14 protein-coding genes and 1 tRNA gene are annotated in these 16,661 nt (G+C 34.7%); 5 read left to right on the forward strand and 10 right to left on the reverse strand.

The window, feature by feature from the left end:
• Positions 1-56: 56 nt before the first annotated feature.
• The 4 genes from QYS47_RS09000 (at position 57) to QYS47_RS09015 (ending at position 5,399) form a co-directional block, all read left to right on the forward strand.
• Positions 57-1,772 carry a sensor histidine kinase gene (locus tag QYS47_RS09000; protein WP_308356899.1) on the forward strand — a complete coding sequence of 572 codons (1,716 nt, stop codon included), beginning with the start codon at positions 57-59 and terminating at the stop codon, positions 1,770-1,772.
• Positions 1,773-1,896: 124 nt separating this feature from the next.
• Positions 1,897-2,802 carry an AAA family ATPase gene (locus tag QYS47_RS09005; RefSeq protein ID WP_308356898.1) on the forward strand — a complete coding sequence of 302 codons (906 nt, stop codon included), beginning with the start codon at positions 1,897-1,899 and terminating at the stop codon, positions 2,800-2,802.
• 304 nt (positions 2,803-3,106) lie between these two features.
• Positions 3,107-4,432 (forward strand): hypothetical protein, encoded by a 1,326-nt coding sequence (locus tag QYS47_RS09010; RefSeq protein ID WP_322345628.1) that lies wholly within the window; start codon positions 3,107-3,109, stop codon positions 4,430-4,432.
• A 67-nt stretch (positions 4,433-4,499) separates the two neighbouring features.
• Entirely contained in the window at positions 4,500-5,399 is a 900-nt protein-coding gene (locus tag QYS47_RS09015; RefSeq protein ID WP_302125804.1) for a DUF2279 domain-containing protein, read from the forward strand.
• 79 nt (positions 5,400-5,478) lie between these two features.
• Here QYS47_RS09015 and QYS47_RS09020 read toward each other — a convergent pair whose 3' ends face one another.
• The 3 genes from QYS47_RS09020 to QYS47_RS09030 all read right to left on the reverse strand — a co-directional run bounded on the left by QYS47_RS09020 (position 5,479) and on the right by QYS47_RS09030 (position 7,883).
• Positions 5,479-6,582: a hypothetical protein gene (locus QYS47_RS09020; RefSeq protein ID WP_322345629.1), complete on the reverse strand. Its 1,104-nt coding sequence runs from the start codon at positions 6,580-6,582 to the stop codon at positions 5,479-5,481.
• A gap of 68 nt (positions 6,583-6,650) precedes the next feature.
• Positions 6,651-7,073, reverse strand: a complete 423-nt coding sequence (locus QYS47_RS09025) for a hypothetical protein (RefSeq protein ID WP_322345630.1) — start codon at positions 7,071-7,073, stop codon at positions 6,651-6,653.
• 6 nt (positions 7,074-7,079) lie between these two features.
• The gene (locus QYS47_RS09030) at positions 7,080-7,883 is read right to left on the reverse strand and encodes a hypothetical protein (RefSeq protein ID WP_302125797.1); all 804 of its coding nucleotides are present in this window, start codon (positions 7,881-7,883) and stop codon (positions 7,080-7,082) included.
• Positions 7,884-8,201: 318 nt separating this feature from the next.
• On the opposite strand from QYS47_RS09030, the gene QYS47_RS09035 reads away from it, so the two are divergent.
• On the forward strand, positions 8,202-8,906 hold the full coding sequence (locus QYS47_RS09035) for a hypothetical protein (protein ID WP_302125795.1): 705 nt from the start codon (positions 8,202-8,204) through the stop codon (positions 8,904-8,906).
• Positions 8,907-9,267: 361 nt separating this feature from the next.
• On the opposite strand, the gene QYS47_RS09040 is transcribed toward QYS47_RS09035, so the two are convergent.
• From QYS47_RS09040 to QYS47_RS09070, 7 genes are all read right to left on the reverse strand, one after another.
• Positions 9,268-10,410 carry a hypothetical protein gene (locus QYS47_RS09040; protein WP_322345632.1) on the reverse strand — a complete coding sequence of 381 codons (1,143 nt, stop codon included), beginning with the start codon at positions 10,408-10,410 and terminating at the stop codon, positions 9,268-9,270.
• Positions 10,411-10,567: 157 nt separating this feature from the next.
• Positions 10,568-11,434 carry a hypothetical protein gene (locus tag QYS47_RS09045; RefSeq protein WP_322345633.1) on the reverse strand — a complete coding sequence of 289 codons (867 nt, stop codon included), beginning with the start codon at positions 11,432-11,434 and terminating at the stop codon, positions 10,568-10,570.
• A gap of 208 nt (positions 11,435-11,642) precedes the next feature.
• Positions 11,643-12,011 (reverse strand): DUF2200 domain-containing protein, encoded by a 369-nt coding sequence (locus QYS47_RS09050; RefSeq protein WP_302129091.1) that lies wholly within the window; start codon positions 12,009-12,011, stop codon positions 11,643-11,645.
• A gap of 6 nt (positions 12,012-12,017) precedes the next feature.
• The gene (locus QYS47_RS09055) at positions 12,018-12,782 is read right to left on the reverse strand and encodes an acetolactate decarboxylase (protein WP_322345635.1); all 765 of its coding nucleotides are present in this window, start codon (positions 12,780-12,782) and stop codon (positions 12,018-12,020) included.
• A 60-nt stretch (positions 12,783-12,842) separates the two neighbouring features.
• A complete protein-coding gene (locus tag QYS47_RS09060; RefSeq protein ID WP_322345637.1) occupies positions 12,843-13,241 on the reverse strand; it encodes a group III truncated hemoglobin in 399 nt (132 codons plus the stop codon).
• A 682-nt stretch (positions 13,242-13,923) separates the two neighbouring features.
• Positions 13,924-13,997 (reverse strand) — tRNA-Arg (locus tag QYS47_RS09065).
• A 264-nt stretch (positions 13,998-14,261) separates the two neighbouring features.
• On the reverse strand, positions 14,262-16,658 hold the full coding sequence (locus tag QYS47_RS09070) for an endonuclease MutS2 (protein WP_322345639.1): 2,397 nt from the start codon (positions 16,656-16,658) through the stop codon (positions 14,262-14,264).
• Positions 16,659-16,661: the final 3 nt, after the last annotated feature.

The following is a 16,661-nucleotide window of genomic DNA, read 5'->3' on the forward strand; positions in this document are numbered from 1 at the left end:
TAGAAGTAGTCTCCGAAAATTATCTCATATTTAACTAATAACAAGCTACTTAAGTAATGCAGCTAAAAGCTATAGTTAAATATAAGCAAGACTTAAAAATACTTTTTGTCGCACTGGGCTACTTCTTTTTTGCTCGCCTTGGCTATTTTTTAGTATTTGAAGACATTTACATTTTACCCACCTGGCCACCTTCAGGTTTGGCATTAGCATTCCTTATAATATTGGGAAGAAAAGCCTGGCCAGGTATTACAATAGGAGCATTATTAGCTAATATACTTGCCTATTGGAATACGGGTGACCTTGAATCTAATTCCGTAATATTATTATCCTCATTAATTGCAGCAGGTCATACTTTGGAAGCTTTATTAGGTAACTTTTTGATTACAAAATGGATTGAGAAGGATCAATTATTCAGAAAATCAGTCAACATCTTTAGGTTTTTAGGAATAGGGGTGGTTATAGCGCTTATCAGCGCAGCTATTGGCACAGGGGCACTTTACTATCAGGACTTATTTCCTGAAGGTGAATTTTTAAGTCGGTTTGTATCCTGGTGGGTAGGGAATCTAGTGGGCATATTATTATTTACTCCTTTTATATTATCGTTTAGAGAGCCCTTTCTTAAAAATTTAAAGCGAGCGCATTTAATAGAAGTTATATTTTTTAGCCTTGGCATAGCAGTCGTTTTTATGTTGCTAAATAATGAAGAATTACGCTATCCGGTGCAGCAATCCATTCCTTTTTTAGTTTTACCCATGCTCCTTTGGATGGCTTTTAGATTCCACTTGGCAGTTGCTATGACGGGCACTATTGTAATCGCCTTAATTTCTGTTTACATGACCACTAAAGGGATCGGCCCCTTTGTAATGGAAACACCTTCAAATGCCATGTTGATTCTTCAAACGTTCTTAGGCGTAATTAGCGTTTCCACAATAATTCTGTCTGCTACTCAAAGAGAAAGAAATGAAGCTCAAGCAGAGTTGAAATCTTTAAATGTGAACTTGGAAGAGATCGTGCAAAAAAGAACAGAAGAGCTGCAAAAAGAAAATACAACTCGTAAAAAAGCAGAAGAGGAATTACAAAACTCTAATACCGAATTGAGAAAGATTAATGCAGAACTGGATAATTTCGTTTATAGAGTCTCACATGATTTAAGAGCTCCCATTGCGAGCATGTTGGGGCTGCTTAATCTGGCAAAGACAGATGAAAGTCCTGAAATGAAAAGCGTCTATCTTTCGAAAATAGAGGAAAGTGCTAATCTTCAGGATACTTTTATAACTGAAATTTTGGATCAGTCAAGAAATGCGCGCTTAGAAATCAAAAATGAACCGATTGATTTTGAAAAGATTATAAACGAATCTTTCGATCAATTGAAATATTCAAATTCTGATGAAGAGGTTGAGAAAACGCTCGATATTAAATTGGATGATACCTTTTATTCTGATCCTTGGCGATTAAAGGTGATTTTGAATAATGTTATATCAAATTCTATACGCTATCGAAATGGAAGATCTCCTAAAATAGATATAGAAATCAAATCAAATAAAAAGACGGCAGTGATCAATGTGCAAGATAATGGAAGAGGCATTTCTGAAGAGCATATTCACAAAGTATTTGATATGTTCTATCGAGCGACAGATGATAATGCGGGCTCTGGTTTAGGATTGTACATTGTAAAAGAAACAGTCGCTAAACTGAATGGTGAAATTGATATTGAATCTAAACCAGCTAAGGGAACTAAAATAAGCTTTAAAATCCCGAATATGAAATCTTAGCTTATTTTAATTTAAGCCAAGCAATCAAGCTTATTACTTATCAAACATTTGCAACTCCAAACAATAAAGCCCAATTTTGATTTTTAAATCTGAACTTATATTTGATTAAGAAGATTAATAAATCATGGCAGAAACTTCACATTGGACTGGATCAGAACAATATTTATGCGACCCGGCATTAGCACAAGCTTTTCATATGGCACGAACTTTAGGAATGCCACTTTTAATAGAAGGAGAACCTGGAACGGGTAAAACCGAATTACCAATACATTATGCAAAGGATAGAGGATTAGACTTAGAAGTGTATCCGGTAGGTTCTAAAAGTAATGTGGAGCAGTTTGTAGCTCGTTTTGATCATGTTAAATATTTACGTGATTCTCAGATAGAGATATTAAATGCTCAAAGAGAGGAGAAAGGATTAGATAGTAAACTAACTACTGGTGATCGTAATCCTGAATCATTGGCTGATTATGTAGTGAAAGGACCAGCGGCTATCGCTTATAGCAAACCCAATTCAGTATTATTGATTGATGAAATTGATAAAGCCCCTCGTGAGTTCCCTAATGACTTATTGTATGCTTTAAGTCATCGGAAGTTTATTATGCCTGAATCGGGCGAGGTGATAGAAGTTTCTGAAGAAGATATGCCAGCTATTGTGATTACTTCCAATCGTGAACAGGAATTACCCACTGCTTTCAAGGGAAGATGTATTTATCATTATATCGATTTTCCGGATCAAGATACTATGGCGAAAATCATTGATAAACATCATCCTAATTTGGACGATAAAGTAGTGAAAGTGGCAATTGATGTATTTTACCATTTAAGAAGATTAGGATTGGAAAGAGCTCCTACAACTAGAGAGATATTAAACTGGTTAAAATACATGGGGGATATTGCACCTAAAGAAGCGGTAAAGAAAATAGAAGGCCTTGAAGGTATAGGAGCATTGATCAAAACACAAGATGATATGATTCGAGTGAACAGAATGATTGGTGCTGATGATAATTTTGGATCTAGTTTAAATTGAATATTTCAAGTTTAAAACTCGATAATTACTGAATCCTCATTTAAAACGAGGACTAGCTAAATGGCTTAATCAAAGTGACTATCCCCTAGGGGGGATAATAGGGGGATGCACAAAAATACTATTGCTAATTTATCTAAAACCTTTTTATAAAGATTTAAAACAAAATGGTGATAAGTTTTAATTTTTTACTCAATTTAATAGAAGTGACTATCCCCTCGAGGGGATTATAGGGGTGTTTTAAAGGGAAGCCGAATTAGTATTTGCCATAAACAATTAGTAAAATATATATTTAGAAACAAAAAATATGTTTAGCTCATTACCTGAACATTTCAGATCATACGGACTAAAAGCAGATGTTAGAACTTTGCTTTTACTCAGGAAAGCTATGCAAAGAGATTTGGTGAAAACCTTAGGGGATGTTCATAATGTACTGAAGGGAATCATAGTAAAAGAGCCTACAGATATTGGTCCTTTTACGAAAGCCTATTATGCTTATTTCTTACATATTCCCATCAAGCCAGGTGAAACCCTGGAAGATGCAATCAAAAGATCTGAAACTTTTCAAAAATGGAAGACTAAATTTGTAGAAGAAGCAGATCGAGAGTATGATGATGAAGAGCTAACCAATCTATTTTTGGATGAGGTGCATTTAACTTCTTATGATATTAAAGAAGTGATTTCAGGTAAAGAGATTTGGGATAAGGATAATCCGGATTTAGAAGATAAGGATCCTCAAGCAGAAGAAGGTGAAATTCCAGAGCGCCAATTAGATAAAATGGCAGACTATTCGGAGCTCTCTTTAGAGGAGCTTCTGGAGCGCATGGAGAAAGTTCGTGAACAGCAGAAGACTCGTCATGGTGGAGGTAGCCATTGGATTGGTACCGGTGGTATATCTCCTTACGGACATGGAGGAGCTGCAAAGAATGGAATCCGTGTGGGTGGACAAGGAGGAGGGAAGATGGCCCGAAAGGTAATGGGAGATAAACATTATTTTCCTATTGATAAGGATGCTACCTTGAATGATAATAATGTGGATGCAGCTCTTGCTTCTATAAAAGGGGTGATTCAGGAAAGTAATACTGAAAAGCTGGATGTACCTCAAACCATAAAGTCGGGTATTAAAAGAGGAGGGCTTTTTATACCTGAATTATCGAGTGAAAAGAATGAAGAGCTGAAGGTAATTGTATTGATTGATAATGGAGGCTATTCTATGGCGCCTTACGTTCGTTCGGTGCAGAATTTGTTTCGGAAGATGAAGACACGCTTTGCACATGATCTTGAAGTCTATTACTTCCATAATACCATTTATGATAGAGTGTATGTTGATGAACGTAGAACCAAAGCGATCAGCATGGAAAAACTTTTAAGTCACAGTAAGGATTACAGAGTATTCATTATGGGAGATGCTGCTATGGCACCCTATGAAATCACCCAGGGCAGCGTGGATAGTTTAAAAGCCATTCCAAAGAAATTTAAAAAGACTGTATGGCTCAACCCTGAGCCAATTAAATATTGGCCGCATACTTATACCATTCAGCTCATAAAGCAATTGATTCCAATGTTTCCTCTAACACCAGCTGGAATTGAAAGAGCGGTAAGAAGCATGAATAATAAAAGTACGGAAGGCTAAGTTTTTAGCTATAGATTTCAATCCTTTTTAAGAGTTGGTGTGTCTGTCAGTTAGACATCGACCTTTTATGAGAAAACTATTTATAGTACTAGCATTAGGGCTTATTCTAGCTCATCCTATTTACGCCCAGAAGGATACGACTACATTTAACAAAAAGCGATTTCGGATATCCGTAGGCTTAACCGCTACCGCTTATACAGCAGGCGTTTTATACCTTTCAGAAGTATGGTATAGGGACCATGAGAGAGTTCCTTTGCATTGGTATAATGATAATGCGGGCTGGCAGCAAATGGACAAGGCTGCACATGCTTACATTGCGTATCATCAAAGCCGAGCAGGCTATGAAATGCTCAAATGGAGTGGTGTGAATCAAAATACTGCTATATTTTTAGGAGGAAGTTTAGGATTTATCTTTCAATTGCCGATTGAAATATTTGACGGGATTTATGAAGGCTATGGCTTCTCTTGGGGAGATGTATATGCCAATACTGCGGGTTCATTGTTATTTATGCTGCAACAAAAGTTTGCGGATGAACAAATCATTAAAATGAAGTTTTCCTATTATCCCACCCCATATTCCAAGGTGAACCCCAGAATATTAGGTGAAAATGCACTAGAGAGCTTGTTTACCGATTATAATGCGCAAACCTATTGGTTGAGTATAGGCCTCAATAAATTGATCCCGGATGAAATAATACCTAATTGGTTAAATATAGCAGTAGGCTATAGTGGAGGGGGAATGCTGTCAGATTTTGAAAACCCTAGATGGATAGGAGGGAAAAGGATAGCCGAATATGCTCGGTATAGACAATTCTTGCTTTCCCCTGATATTGATTATACTCAATTCAAAACCAATAGTAAGTTTTTGAACGGACTGTTCGAAGCCCTAAACCTCACCAAATTCCCAGCTCCCGCAATTGAATACAATACGGAATACGGCTGGGTGCTCCATTTTATTTATTTATAAAAGATTAAAGCTTTAATTATATAGATGCTTGTATTTTGTTGGTTTAGGTTTGACTTATGTAATGATTCGATAGCTGAAGTTATGGACTTCCTTTTTTAAATTCGATTCTTGTTGAAAAGCGAGCTCTATCATCATACCTATAGTTTAAATCAAGGGTTAAACTAACTTCATTCAAATTTTGTATTGATAGATATTCCTCCCAACCGCTGTCAGATTTAATTATTAAATAAGATCCGTTCTTAGCCAATTCCCAAGTTCCTTCCTCAGTGTTGTTGAAATCATTTTCCTGCTTATCTCTGATAAATTTTACAGAATTATTTGATATGTAGTGTCCATTTTTCTTGAATTGAATTGAGAAATTGACACTTAAAATTGATTCAAAAATCAGTGTATCTACACTGTTGATAAATCTTGAAAAAGACCAATTACCTACTAATAGGTTTTCTCTTTTTTTTAAATACTCCTTTGATGGAAGACCAGTGTCTACCAAAGAGACAATAAGCTCTTCAGGAAAACTTGACCATTCTTGCAATGAAACTTCGGCTGTCAGAATTTCATTAGATTTAGATCTTAGGTAGAAGAAATATTCGCTTAAAGCTTCTCTATCTACTATGTAAAGACCATAGTAATTTCCGCTATTAACCAATCGCCATTCTCCATAATTTGCATAACCGTATTTTTCTCCCTGATAATTTAAAGTTAAAGTGCTTGAGTCGGAAAAATGCAGTTTCAAGGATGAAAGCGTACTATATTCGGATTCTATTTGCCATTCATTATCTGAAAAATCGCTAGGATTCAATTTTAACTCTTCGGAAATAAAAGGTTTTAGTATAATATAGGTTTGCTTATCTTCATTATGCCTTAAAATAACACTGTCTTTATTGAATGATTCTATTTTAACTTTTTCACCTTTAAGCTTAAAAATTCCTTTCTTTTTAATCCTTGCTTTATTTGGCTTTTCTTTGAAATTATGAAATTTCACAGTTTTACCAGAGAACTCGACAATTCCTGTTCCCGTAGAAAAGGATTCAATTGTTTCAACAGAATCTTCAGAACTGTCAATCGAAATAACCTCCTCCATAGAACGAATATATGCTACTTTCCAAGTACCTGATAACTCCTGTCCGTAGGTATGGAATGTAGTCAAAACTAAAGCAAGTAATAATGGTATAATTCTCCTCATCCTAATTGGCCCTAACGGTTGGCTATGAGCAGTAGCGTGCCGCAGGGCGCTATTGCTTATAGGTTTTGTTAGCTGATGTATTTATATTTTATCACAACTATCGTTGCAATAAGTATTACTATTACCGAACCAAAAAACAAGAGTTTCGATAATGAAAAAAAACTTCTGAAGAATCGATATTTACCCTTCTTGTATTTATCTGTGGGCATTTCGTAATCTTTAATTACATGGTTGCTTGTTACCCCGCTTTTGTCATTGTAAATTCCACGAAATTTTCTCTCTTGCTGCAAATAATAACTATCCAGAAGCCAAAAAAATAAAACTTGAAACGCAGCAATGTAAATCAAAATTAATTTTGGGTTCGAAGCATAAATTGCCAACAAACCAGCAGCCAGCGTAATTGTTATAGCCTTTAGTTGAATTGAATTTGTGCTCAACCTATTAATAACATTTTGGATAAATTCTAGATGTTGTTTTTCTTCGTCTGTCATTTAATATTATTTTGTAAAAACCAATTCTTTAGATTTTTGATAGTATAAAAGGTCTAATGGGAATTCTTCGTTATTATATTCAGAAACCCATTTTCTGATATCTTCTGTGTTCAGTGTTGTCAAATGGTCTAAATCAAGTGGATATTGAATAGATTCATTTAGCATTACACCACCTTTTGCAAATGTTCTTGTTTGCCTTCTGGTTTTACGATATTCTGAAAGTCTTTTATGCCTTAGAATTTTACTTGTTTCAATTTCAGAATAAATCCATGGTGACAAAGTTGAAGACTTAACACCTTCTTTAAAAGAAATGGATTCAGGCGTATTAAGAAATAATAGACATTCTGTCTTGTCCATCATCTTGTTTAATGCAGTTGACAGCATCATATGGACATTACTCGTAGTAAAATTTCTTTTATTGTAGTCATAATAACCGTCATCCCTTTTGCAGAAAGTTTTGTCTAATTCTTTTAATAGGTCATTTGAATACCCCCAAATACAAGAATCTATAAATGTTTTTATTCCAAGCTTGTCATGTAAATACCCGGAGAGTGCTATTGCCTCTTTTTCATTTTTATGCGAATGAGAAAGGAAAATATCAGCTTCAACGTTAGGAAACCAATTTGATTGCATTTTACCACCATCAATATTACCATTTGCAAGAATTAATTCTTCGAGTTTCTGCTCAACTTTATTCGAGAACTGTTTGAAAAGTTCCTTCCCTTTATCTAAATAATATTTTTCTTGCGGTTCGGTAAAGTATCTTTTGAACTCTAAATTAAATCCTGTGTACATATTTTTATATTTCATCTAACAACTGAATATAGTTACCCCCTGGTGACTATATTAATATATCGTCACCTAGAGGTGATGATATATCTATTATGTCAGTCATCACAATTCAAAAAATAATTTTGAGGATTAGGTTTTGGTTGTAAATGAACTGATTCCATAAATGTAATGAATATCCTGCAAGAAAGAAAATACTAGTTTATTAAGGAGGTAGGGAAGGATAAGCTCAAATAGTGATTCTCACACTCTTTAAATATTTATTCTAAAAGTTCTTGTTCTATACTTTTGTACACTATATATTGAGGCTTTAATTTTTATCAACCAAAACTTAAGATTATGTCCAAAGAGAACTTTGAATCCCTAAAAGGGAGCATTGCGGCTATGGAAGCGGCAGAAACAAAAATTCCTAACATGCCTGTTGATGTTTATTTGCAGGAAGCCTCCGATTTACAAGAATGGAGTAAAGCGGATCAAAAGCAATTAATAAAGGTGGGGGTTCCCAAAGCTTATTTTACTGAAATGGAGGCTCGAATTGGAGCATTGCGCTATGCTCAATCCATCTGGAATAAAGATCAATACACCAAAGAAGAAGCTCAGCAGGAGTGGGACGAAATGAGCCCAAAAGCGATAGACTTAAAAAATGAAATTGAGCATGCCTTCCGTTTTGCTTTCCGTAAAAGACAAGATTTACTTACCAAAGTGCAAGGAGTGGAGCAAGGTACTTCCAATGCCGACCTGGTGCAGGATTTAAGTGACTTAGCGGCCTTGGGCTTAGCCAATTTGCCGCTCTTAAAAGCCATTAATTTTGAGGAAGACAAATTACATCTGGCGGCTAGTCAGGCATCTGAAATGAGCATTTTATTAGCTAAAGCTAATGGCGAACGTAAAGAGGATAGTAATCCCAAAATCACTCGTGATAAAGCCTATAGCTATTTGAAGCAAGCAGTAGATGAAATCTATGAAGCCGGTAAATATGTCTTCTGGAAAGATGAAGCGAGAAGGCAAGGATATTTAAGCCGCTATCTTAATAAAGCCTCCTAATTTAGAAGCCTTCCTGAACATCAGGAAGGCTTTTTTATGGCTCAGGATGCTTAGAAAATGACTCAGGACTAGTCATATTCACTCAGGAAGACTAAAAATTCACTCAGGAAAGGGTAATAGCCAGTCAGGAGAGGAGTATAATGACTCAGGAGGGGGTATAAATCACTCAGGAAGGGTCAGTAATGACTCAGGAAGGGGATAAAGTTACTCAGGACGCTAGAATTTCAGTCAGGAAGGGGTATAAGTGCCGCAGGAAAGGATATAAGTCACGTAGGAAGCCTATTTTATGAACAGGCTTAGTCTTTATCTTAAAAAAACGTAATGCCACCACCATGCAAAGCATGGCGGGAACGGTTTTTTTTTAATCTACTCCTACGAATTCGTAACTAGATCTTCTAAACACATTGTTTATGGTGTCGATATAAACATACTCTTTAGAATATGTTTTTTCACCATCAAAAGTTAACATTTCATGATATTCAAAATCTTCTGTATACAGTTGTAATTTCCTATAGTCAATGTATTGTAAGCTATTGGGTTTATTTTTTTGAATGGCTATAAGCGTATCAGTAACGCTTGAATAAATTAGCAGCTGATTTTGTTCATTAAATTCGTTAATAACCCCACCTCTGTACATTATTGGTAAATTCTCTGATTTAATTAGGTTGAAGTTGAAGTCTAATAGATATAGATTATCAATTTTAGATGATAAACTCTTGAAAATCAAAATCATATATTTATTATCAATGTTTTTGTATTCAAGTAATTCGGTAGGGTGAACCGTAGAAAGTTCAGTGTTTAAATTACGATTAATATTGTATATTGAATGGTTAGTAATAAAACTATTCGATTTTTCATCAAATAGAAACATGTAGCGTCCATCTTTATTTACATTATCCTTGAATATTAAATTATTAGAGGAATCTAAAACGAAAAACGTATTCCAATCCCGGTCACTTTCGATAACTGAAATGTTCTTTTTTTTGTCATAATATTTTAATGTATACCAAGGAGCAAACTGGAAATTATATTCTACTCTTTTGAGTTCAGTTTTGTTATTTATACCTAATAAAGGCTGAAAAGTTCTGTGAATAATTAAAGTGTCAGATATGTAAAAAGAAACTCCTGTCTCAGTGTTATATGTTTGATAGTGCTTTAGTGTAATTGTTTTATCGCTGATTACAGTATCATCATAATTAATTATTTTAGAAGAGTCTATAATAGAATTTAAGGAGAATGTATACTTTATTTTATTATCTGTTTCTTTCTGGCCTTTAAATGGTTCTGCAAAATGTTTAGGAGCCTTTTCTACAAAAAGTGTATCAAAAAGTGTGTCTAAGGGGAGTTTTTTCGATTCTGAGATGATTTTATTTAACTCTTCATTATCTCTGTTGGAGCTGCTTACATTTTTGATTGCCTCTGTCTTATTGCTATCTTCTCTTTTTGAAGGTTCGCATCCAAAAATGCCGCATAATAGTAGAGATAAAATTATTCTAAATTTCATTATCAAAGCCTGATTTAATTCTCCATAACGCTCAACTAAAATGAGTATGCGTCCCAGTCGCTAGAAGCACTGAAGCTTCTATTTCGCATTGTCCTTTCAGATGGCTCATTTCGCATATTCATTTTAGTGTTTGTTAGAATTTTTAGTTAGTCAATTGCTACAGACCGTATTCTTGTTTAACCTTTTCAATTGTTGCATCATCTGCAAGTTCACCTCCTGACTGAGAGCCAAAAATCTGGTAACCATGTTTTTTCTTATAAACTCGGTCAATAAGCATTTTTAGAGGTGTTGCTGGAAGTTCTCCGTTTGATACTCCCTTTTGAACTACTGGTAAATATTTTTCCTGATGTTCCAGATCAGAATGTTGGATTACTGCCCACATTGAGTGTTGATATTGATCTCCTACGAAGGAATTACCAATGTACTTTCCATGAACCTTATAAAGAGAATCAATAATCTTAATGTTCTCTGCATCAATAAGTTGTTGTTTATCCATATCAGACATTCTGAATTCCTGATCTTTTTCCTCCAAATAAGCCATTAGCTTCACCAGTTCAATGTTGAAATTATTATCACTTGCGTATTCGGTTGGATCAATTTTTACATCTTCCTTATTAGACAATACCTTGGCAAATTTTTTCAGTAACGAATCATATTCTGATTCGGATAAATAGCCAGCTACACTTTCTGAAGAACTATATATCATTGGGAAAATTTCTGCTGTGGATTCTAGGTCCTCTTGTTGAGCAAGATACCATTGATTAAGCACGATTTCTTTCGGCTCCTTTAGTTTAATAAATGCAGTCGCCAAGTTTAAATGGTCAGCATAAACCATTTTGCCACTATCATTTTTTATTTGTTCATAAGTGTTTTTTAAAATGGTAGTGCCCTTTCGATATTCCTGATTTGATACCTCAATTCTTTGATCTGGAAAATAATCAAACTCAGTTAGGATGTCCTTTTGGTTTTGACTGTAGCAGCTTAGGTTAAATCCGGTAATGAAAAGGATAAATAAGTACTTCATAGGATTATATTAATTCTAACAACTGAATATAGTTACCCCCTGGTGACTATATTAATATATCGTCACCTAGAGGTGATTATATATCTATTATGTCAGTCATTACAATTCAAAAAATAATTCTGAGGACTAGGTTTTGGTTGTAAATGAACTGATGCGATAAATGTAAATAAAATCTTTAAAGAAAGAAAATGATAGTTCCTAAGATGATTTATTGAGAACTCCTTAATATCTTCTCCATCTTTTTCCCTTTCGCTAGTTCATCCACCAATTTATCCAAATAGCGTACTTGTTTGGTCAGAGGTGTTTCAATTTCTTCTATTCTATGTCCGCAGATAACCCCTGTAATCAATTCAGCATGAGGATTCAATTTTGCTTTTTCGAAGAATGTTTGAAAAGTTACCTTATCCTCAATAAGATTATTCAAGTCATTTTCATTGAAGCCAGTAAGCCATTCTATGACCTCTAAAAGTTCTTTTTTTGTTCTCCCTTTCTTTTCATTTTTTGAGATATAATGAGGGTATACAGAGGAGAAGGTGATCTTAGCTATTTTGGCATCATGTTCGGGGGTAGTTGCAATAATTCCTTAATTTTTAGCTAAATAGAGTTTCATTTTAACAATTTCTATAGCATCTAAGTGTCCCATTTTGCTTTCATCCTTTGTTATTAAGTGCATGTGCAAAAAGGAATCATGATGAGTAAATATCCCTTTATGATGTTTGGAGAAAAACCCGATTATTTCAGCATCAACCTCTTCAATAGTATAATTTACCTGGCCCACATGTGCTTCTTTAGGAGAAGATACTTTTGAACCTTCTGGTAGATTTTGGATATGAATTTTTGCACTTTTCACTTTTCCGATAAGCTTAAATATAAAAGGCTTGTCGTAATCGTCAATATGTTGGATTATAAATCTTTCAATATCCGAAATTGATTTCACTTCATCAGGGAGATCAAACGCTTGCCACTCCGTAACATTGCCATATACAAAGAAAGGTGCAGAAACATCATAGTTCTTTTCTACAGTCATGCTAGAATCAGAAAGTACTTTAGAAGCATAACTTATTCCGTTATTAATTAGCAGCTCACCTTTTAACTCACTTAGAGGTCCAAGTCCATAGAGTCCTGTTTTATTTGCTATAGTGTCTAGGTAAATATTTCCATCTAATTCACCTTTCCACATCACATTTTTCATGGCTCCCACTACTTCAATTTCAGGTCTGATGTCCGAGTGTTTACCACTTTCTTGATTATGACTTGTATTGCAAGCGGTCATGGAGAGTATGATCAGCCCAAGCCCAATTGTTAATATGTTTAAGTTCATAAGCTTATTAAAATAAAAATCACTCATACCAATAGAATTTTAAGAATTAAGTTAGAACTTGTAGAATCTCATTTTTCATTGAATTTCCTATTTGAATTCCTTTGGCCTACTATTCCAAACGGTCATAAACTGACCAGTAGCCATCCTTCTTGCAGCAAATTTAGCTTTATTGGCTTTTTCTCCTTCAAATAATTCATCTAAAGTTTCAAACCATAATTGAAGCCATTTATGAAAATGCAATTGTTGGATGGAATGATTAGAATGCTGATCGACCTTGATATGTTTGAGAGTTGGGTTGCCTTTAAATTTCTGAACTCTAAAAAGGTTTGATTCCCAAAAATCAGTCAGTTTTTCTAAATGAATAGGCCACTCGTCATTAGCAATATGTTTATTAAATATCGGACCCAGTAACTCATCTTCCCTCACTTTTGAGTAGAATTTTGTAACTAAGCTCTTGATATCACTTCTGGATTCTACATCTGACATATTTAACTTTTGTTTTACCATCAGCTAACTTCCAAAGTTATAAATACTTCTAATTGATACATTATGGTTTTAAAAGATTAAATAGATTATTATTTATTGTAGAGTAGTATTAAGGACTTTTCAGAATTGTTTATGTACTTTAACTTAAAGAGGATTTAAAAATTAAGAATAAAAAAAGCCATCCGAAAATGGAATGGCTTAAGTGATCCTACTAGGTTCGCAGGACCTTCCCGACTTTGCAAGTCGGGATGCACTATCCAGCTGAGCTGACAGGGTAATGTTTTTACCATAAAAAAGGCCATCCGAAAATGGAATGGCTTAAGTGATCCTACTAGGTTCGCAGGACCTTCCCGACTTTGCAAGTCGGGATGCACTATCCAGCTGAGCTGACAGGGTAATGTTTTTACCATAAAAAAAGCCATCCGAAAATCGAATGGCTTAATTGATCCTACTAGGTTCGCAGGACCTTCCCGACTTTGCAAGTCGGGATACATTATCCAGCTGAGCTGACAGGGTAATGTTTTTACCATAAAAAAGTCCATCCGAAAACGAGTAGCTTAATTGATCCTACTAGGTTCGCGGGACCTTCCCGACTTTGCAAGTCGGGATGTACTATCCAGCTGAGCTTATGGGGTAAAATTTTGAACATGAAAAAAGCCATCCGAAAATCGAATGGCTTAAGTGATCCGTCCAGGATTCGAACCTGGGACCTACTGCTTAGAAGGCAGTTGCTCTATCCAGCTGAGCTAACGGACCATTAAATTATCTCTTTATTTTTTTTACAGGTTTGAGATTCGAACCTGAGGACCTTCCCGATCTATTAAGTCGGGATGCTCAATTTTAATTGAGCTTAAGGACCGTATTTATATATTGGTTTGGGAAAATTCACCGCTTTTCCCTTAAGCGAGTGCAAAGAAACGTATTTCTATTTTTTTATGCAAAGCTTTTTAAAGGATTTCTTTCAAAAAAATTCACTCTTTTTTCTTAGGTGCTGTGTTTGAATAACTTATTGTTTTCAATTTAATTTAAACTTACTAGGGTAATACCATCTCCGCCTCTTTCTTCGTGTTCATTTTTCATGGATTTAACATAATTGTACTGTCTTAAATAATCTCGAATGAACCTTCGTAATATTCCATCTCCGCGACCGTGTAGTATACTTACTTCATTAAAACCTAACACTAAGGCATCATCAATAAAGCGGTCAACCGCTTGAATCGCTTCTTCAGCCCTCATACCTCTGACATCAATTTGATGATTAAAATTAGTGCTACGTTCAATCATACCTGTGGAAGTGCCTGAAAAGGATTTTTTCTTTTCCTTCTTCATCGCTGTTTTTGACATTCGCTCTAATCTATTGAGTTTAATTTTAGATTTTAATTCACCCAACATGATTTCGGCTTCTTTTTGATGGATAGAAAGCACTTCACCGATTGTATCTTGTCCTTTAATTCTGACATAATCACCTATCTTAATCTCACCATCAGATGCCTTAAATTCAGGCTGTTTTGTTTTATTTACTTTCTCTTCCTCTTTTATAGAAACTTTCTTGTCAAATTCACTGATTTTTTGCCTGGCTTTCTTAGTGCGTTCCTTATCCGCTTGAGATTCTTTAATTTCCCGAATAGCTTGTTCAACTCGTTTATTAGCTTCTTTTATAATTGATTTAGCCTCTTGCTTGGCTTCAATAATAATTTGCTTTTTCTGAGTTTTGAGAAATTCATTTAACTCTTCATAATCATGAGCACTTTTTTCAAGATGCCCTTCTTTCTTTTGAATTTCTTTGATTTTTGCTTCTAATTCACGCTTTTCTTTTCCTAATTGATTTAAAAGCTTATCATAATTCACTCTCTCAGTACCAATTTTATCTTTGGCTTTATTTAATATAGCAGGAGGAATCCCCATTTTTTCAGCTACTTCAATGGCAAATGAACTACCTGGCTTACCTATTTCCAATTCATATAAAGGTTCTAGATTACGTTCATCAAATTTCATAGCACCATTGATCACATTCTGGTTTTTTACCGCGAAATTTTTAATGTTATCATAGTGCGTAGTAATGACTCCAAAAGCTTTTTGCTTATATAATTCTTCTAAAATAGATTCCGCTATAGCACCTCCAAAACGGGGTTCAGTACCTGTACCAAATTCATCAATTAGAAATAAGGTTTGCTTATTAGAATTGATTAGGAAGTTCTTCATATTTTGAAGATGAGAACTGTAGGTACTTAAATCATTTTCGATACTTTGCTGATCTCCTATGTCAATAAAAAGATTAGAGAAAACGCCACATTTGCTATCCGGATGAACGGGGATTAATAAGCCGCACTGCAACATATATTGTAAGAGGCCTACAGTTTTTAAAGCAACAGATTTACCACCTGCATTTGGTCCTGAAATGATTAGAATTCTTTTATCACCTTTTAATTCAACGGATAAAGGGACTACTTTTTTACCATTTTCGGCTAAACTTAGCTTTAATAAGGGATGCTGGGCATTTCTATATTCAATCAATCTTGACTTGAACAATTGTGGTAAAACGGCCTCAATTTTTTGAGCAAACCTTGCTTTAGCTCTTATAAAATCAACTATTCCTAAAAAACGATAGGCTTTATCCAGATTTTCTAATTCAGGTTTAACAAGTGCCGTTAGCTGAGTTAGGATTTTGACTATTTCTCTTCTTTCAGCATATTGCAGTTCTCTAACCTCATTATTGAGTTCTAAGGCCTCAGTAGGTTCTATATATACAGTTTGTCCAGTACCGGATTGATCGTGTATAAAACCTTTCACTCTACGTTTGTATTCCGCTAAAACAGGAATTACAATTCTACCATCTCTTACTGTAATTGATGCATCTTCAGGGGTATATTTATTAGCAGCTGCTTGTTTGTATATTTTTTCAACCTGTCTTCTTAATTGAGCCTGTGCTTTAAAAATATCACCTCTGATTTGTTGTAGGGCAGGGCTGGCATTATTCCTTAAGCCACCTCTGTCATCAATCTTGGCATCAATGGCTTTGTAAAGATCAGGTTCTAAATTAACCGCTTTTCTTAGTCCAAAAAGGTTAGGGTAATCTTCTTCCCATTCATCAAAAAAAGAGATACAATCTAAAATGGTTTTCAAGCTAAGCTTAAGGTCAAAAAATTCTTCTTCGTTAAAGAATCCACCATTTACCTTAGCTCTTTTTATAAAATGGCTAACATCTATATAATTGCTAGATGGAAAATATTCACCCGATTGAAAGATTTTTAAGAATTCATCAGTTTGAAGTAGGAGAGGTTCCAGCTTTTCAAACTTTCGAATAAAGCCCATTTTTTCAACTATGGCTTTTCCCAAATTGCTACTGCATTCTGCAGCAATCAAATCTCTTATTTTATCAAATCCTATTCTCTGCTCAAAATCGAGGGGTAATATCATATG

Origin of the sequence: Marivirga arenosa (assembly GCF_030503875.2) — a bacterium.
GTDB classification, from domain to species: domain Bacteria; phylum Bacteroidota; class Bacteroidia; order Cytophagales; family Cyclobacteriaceae; genus Marivirga; species Marivirga arenosa.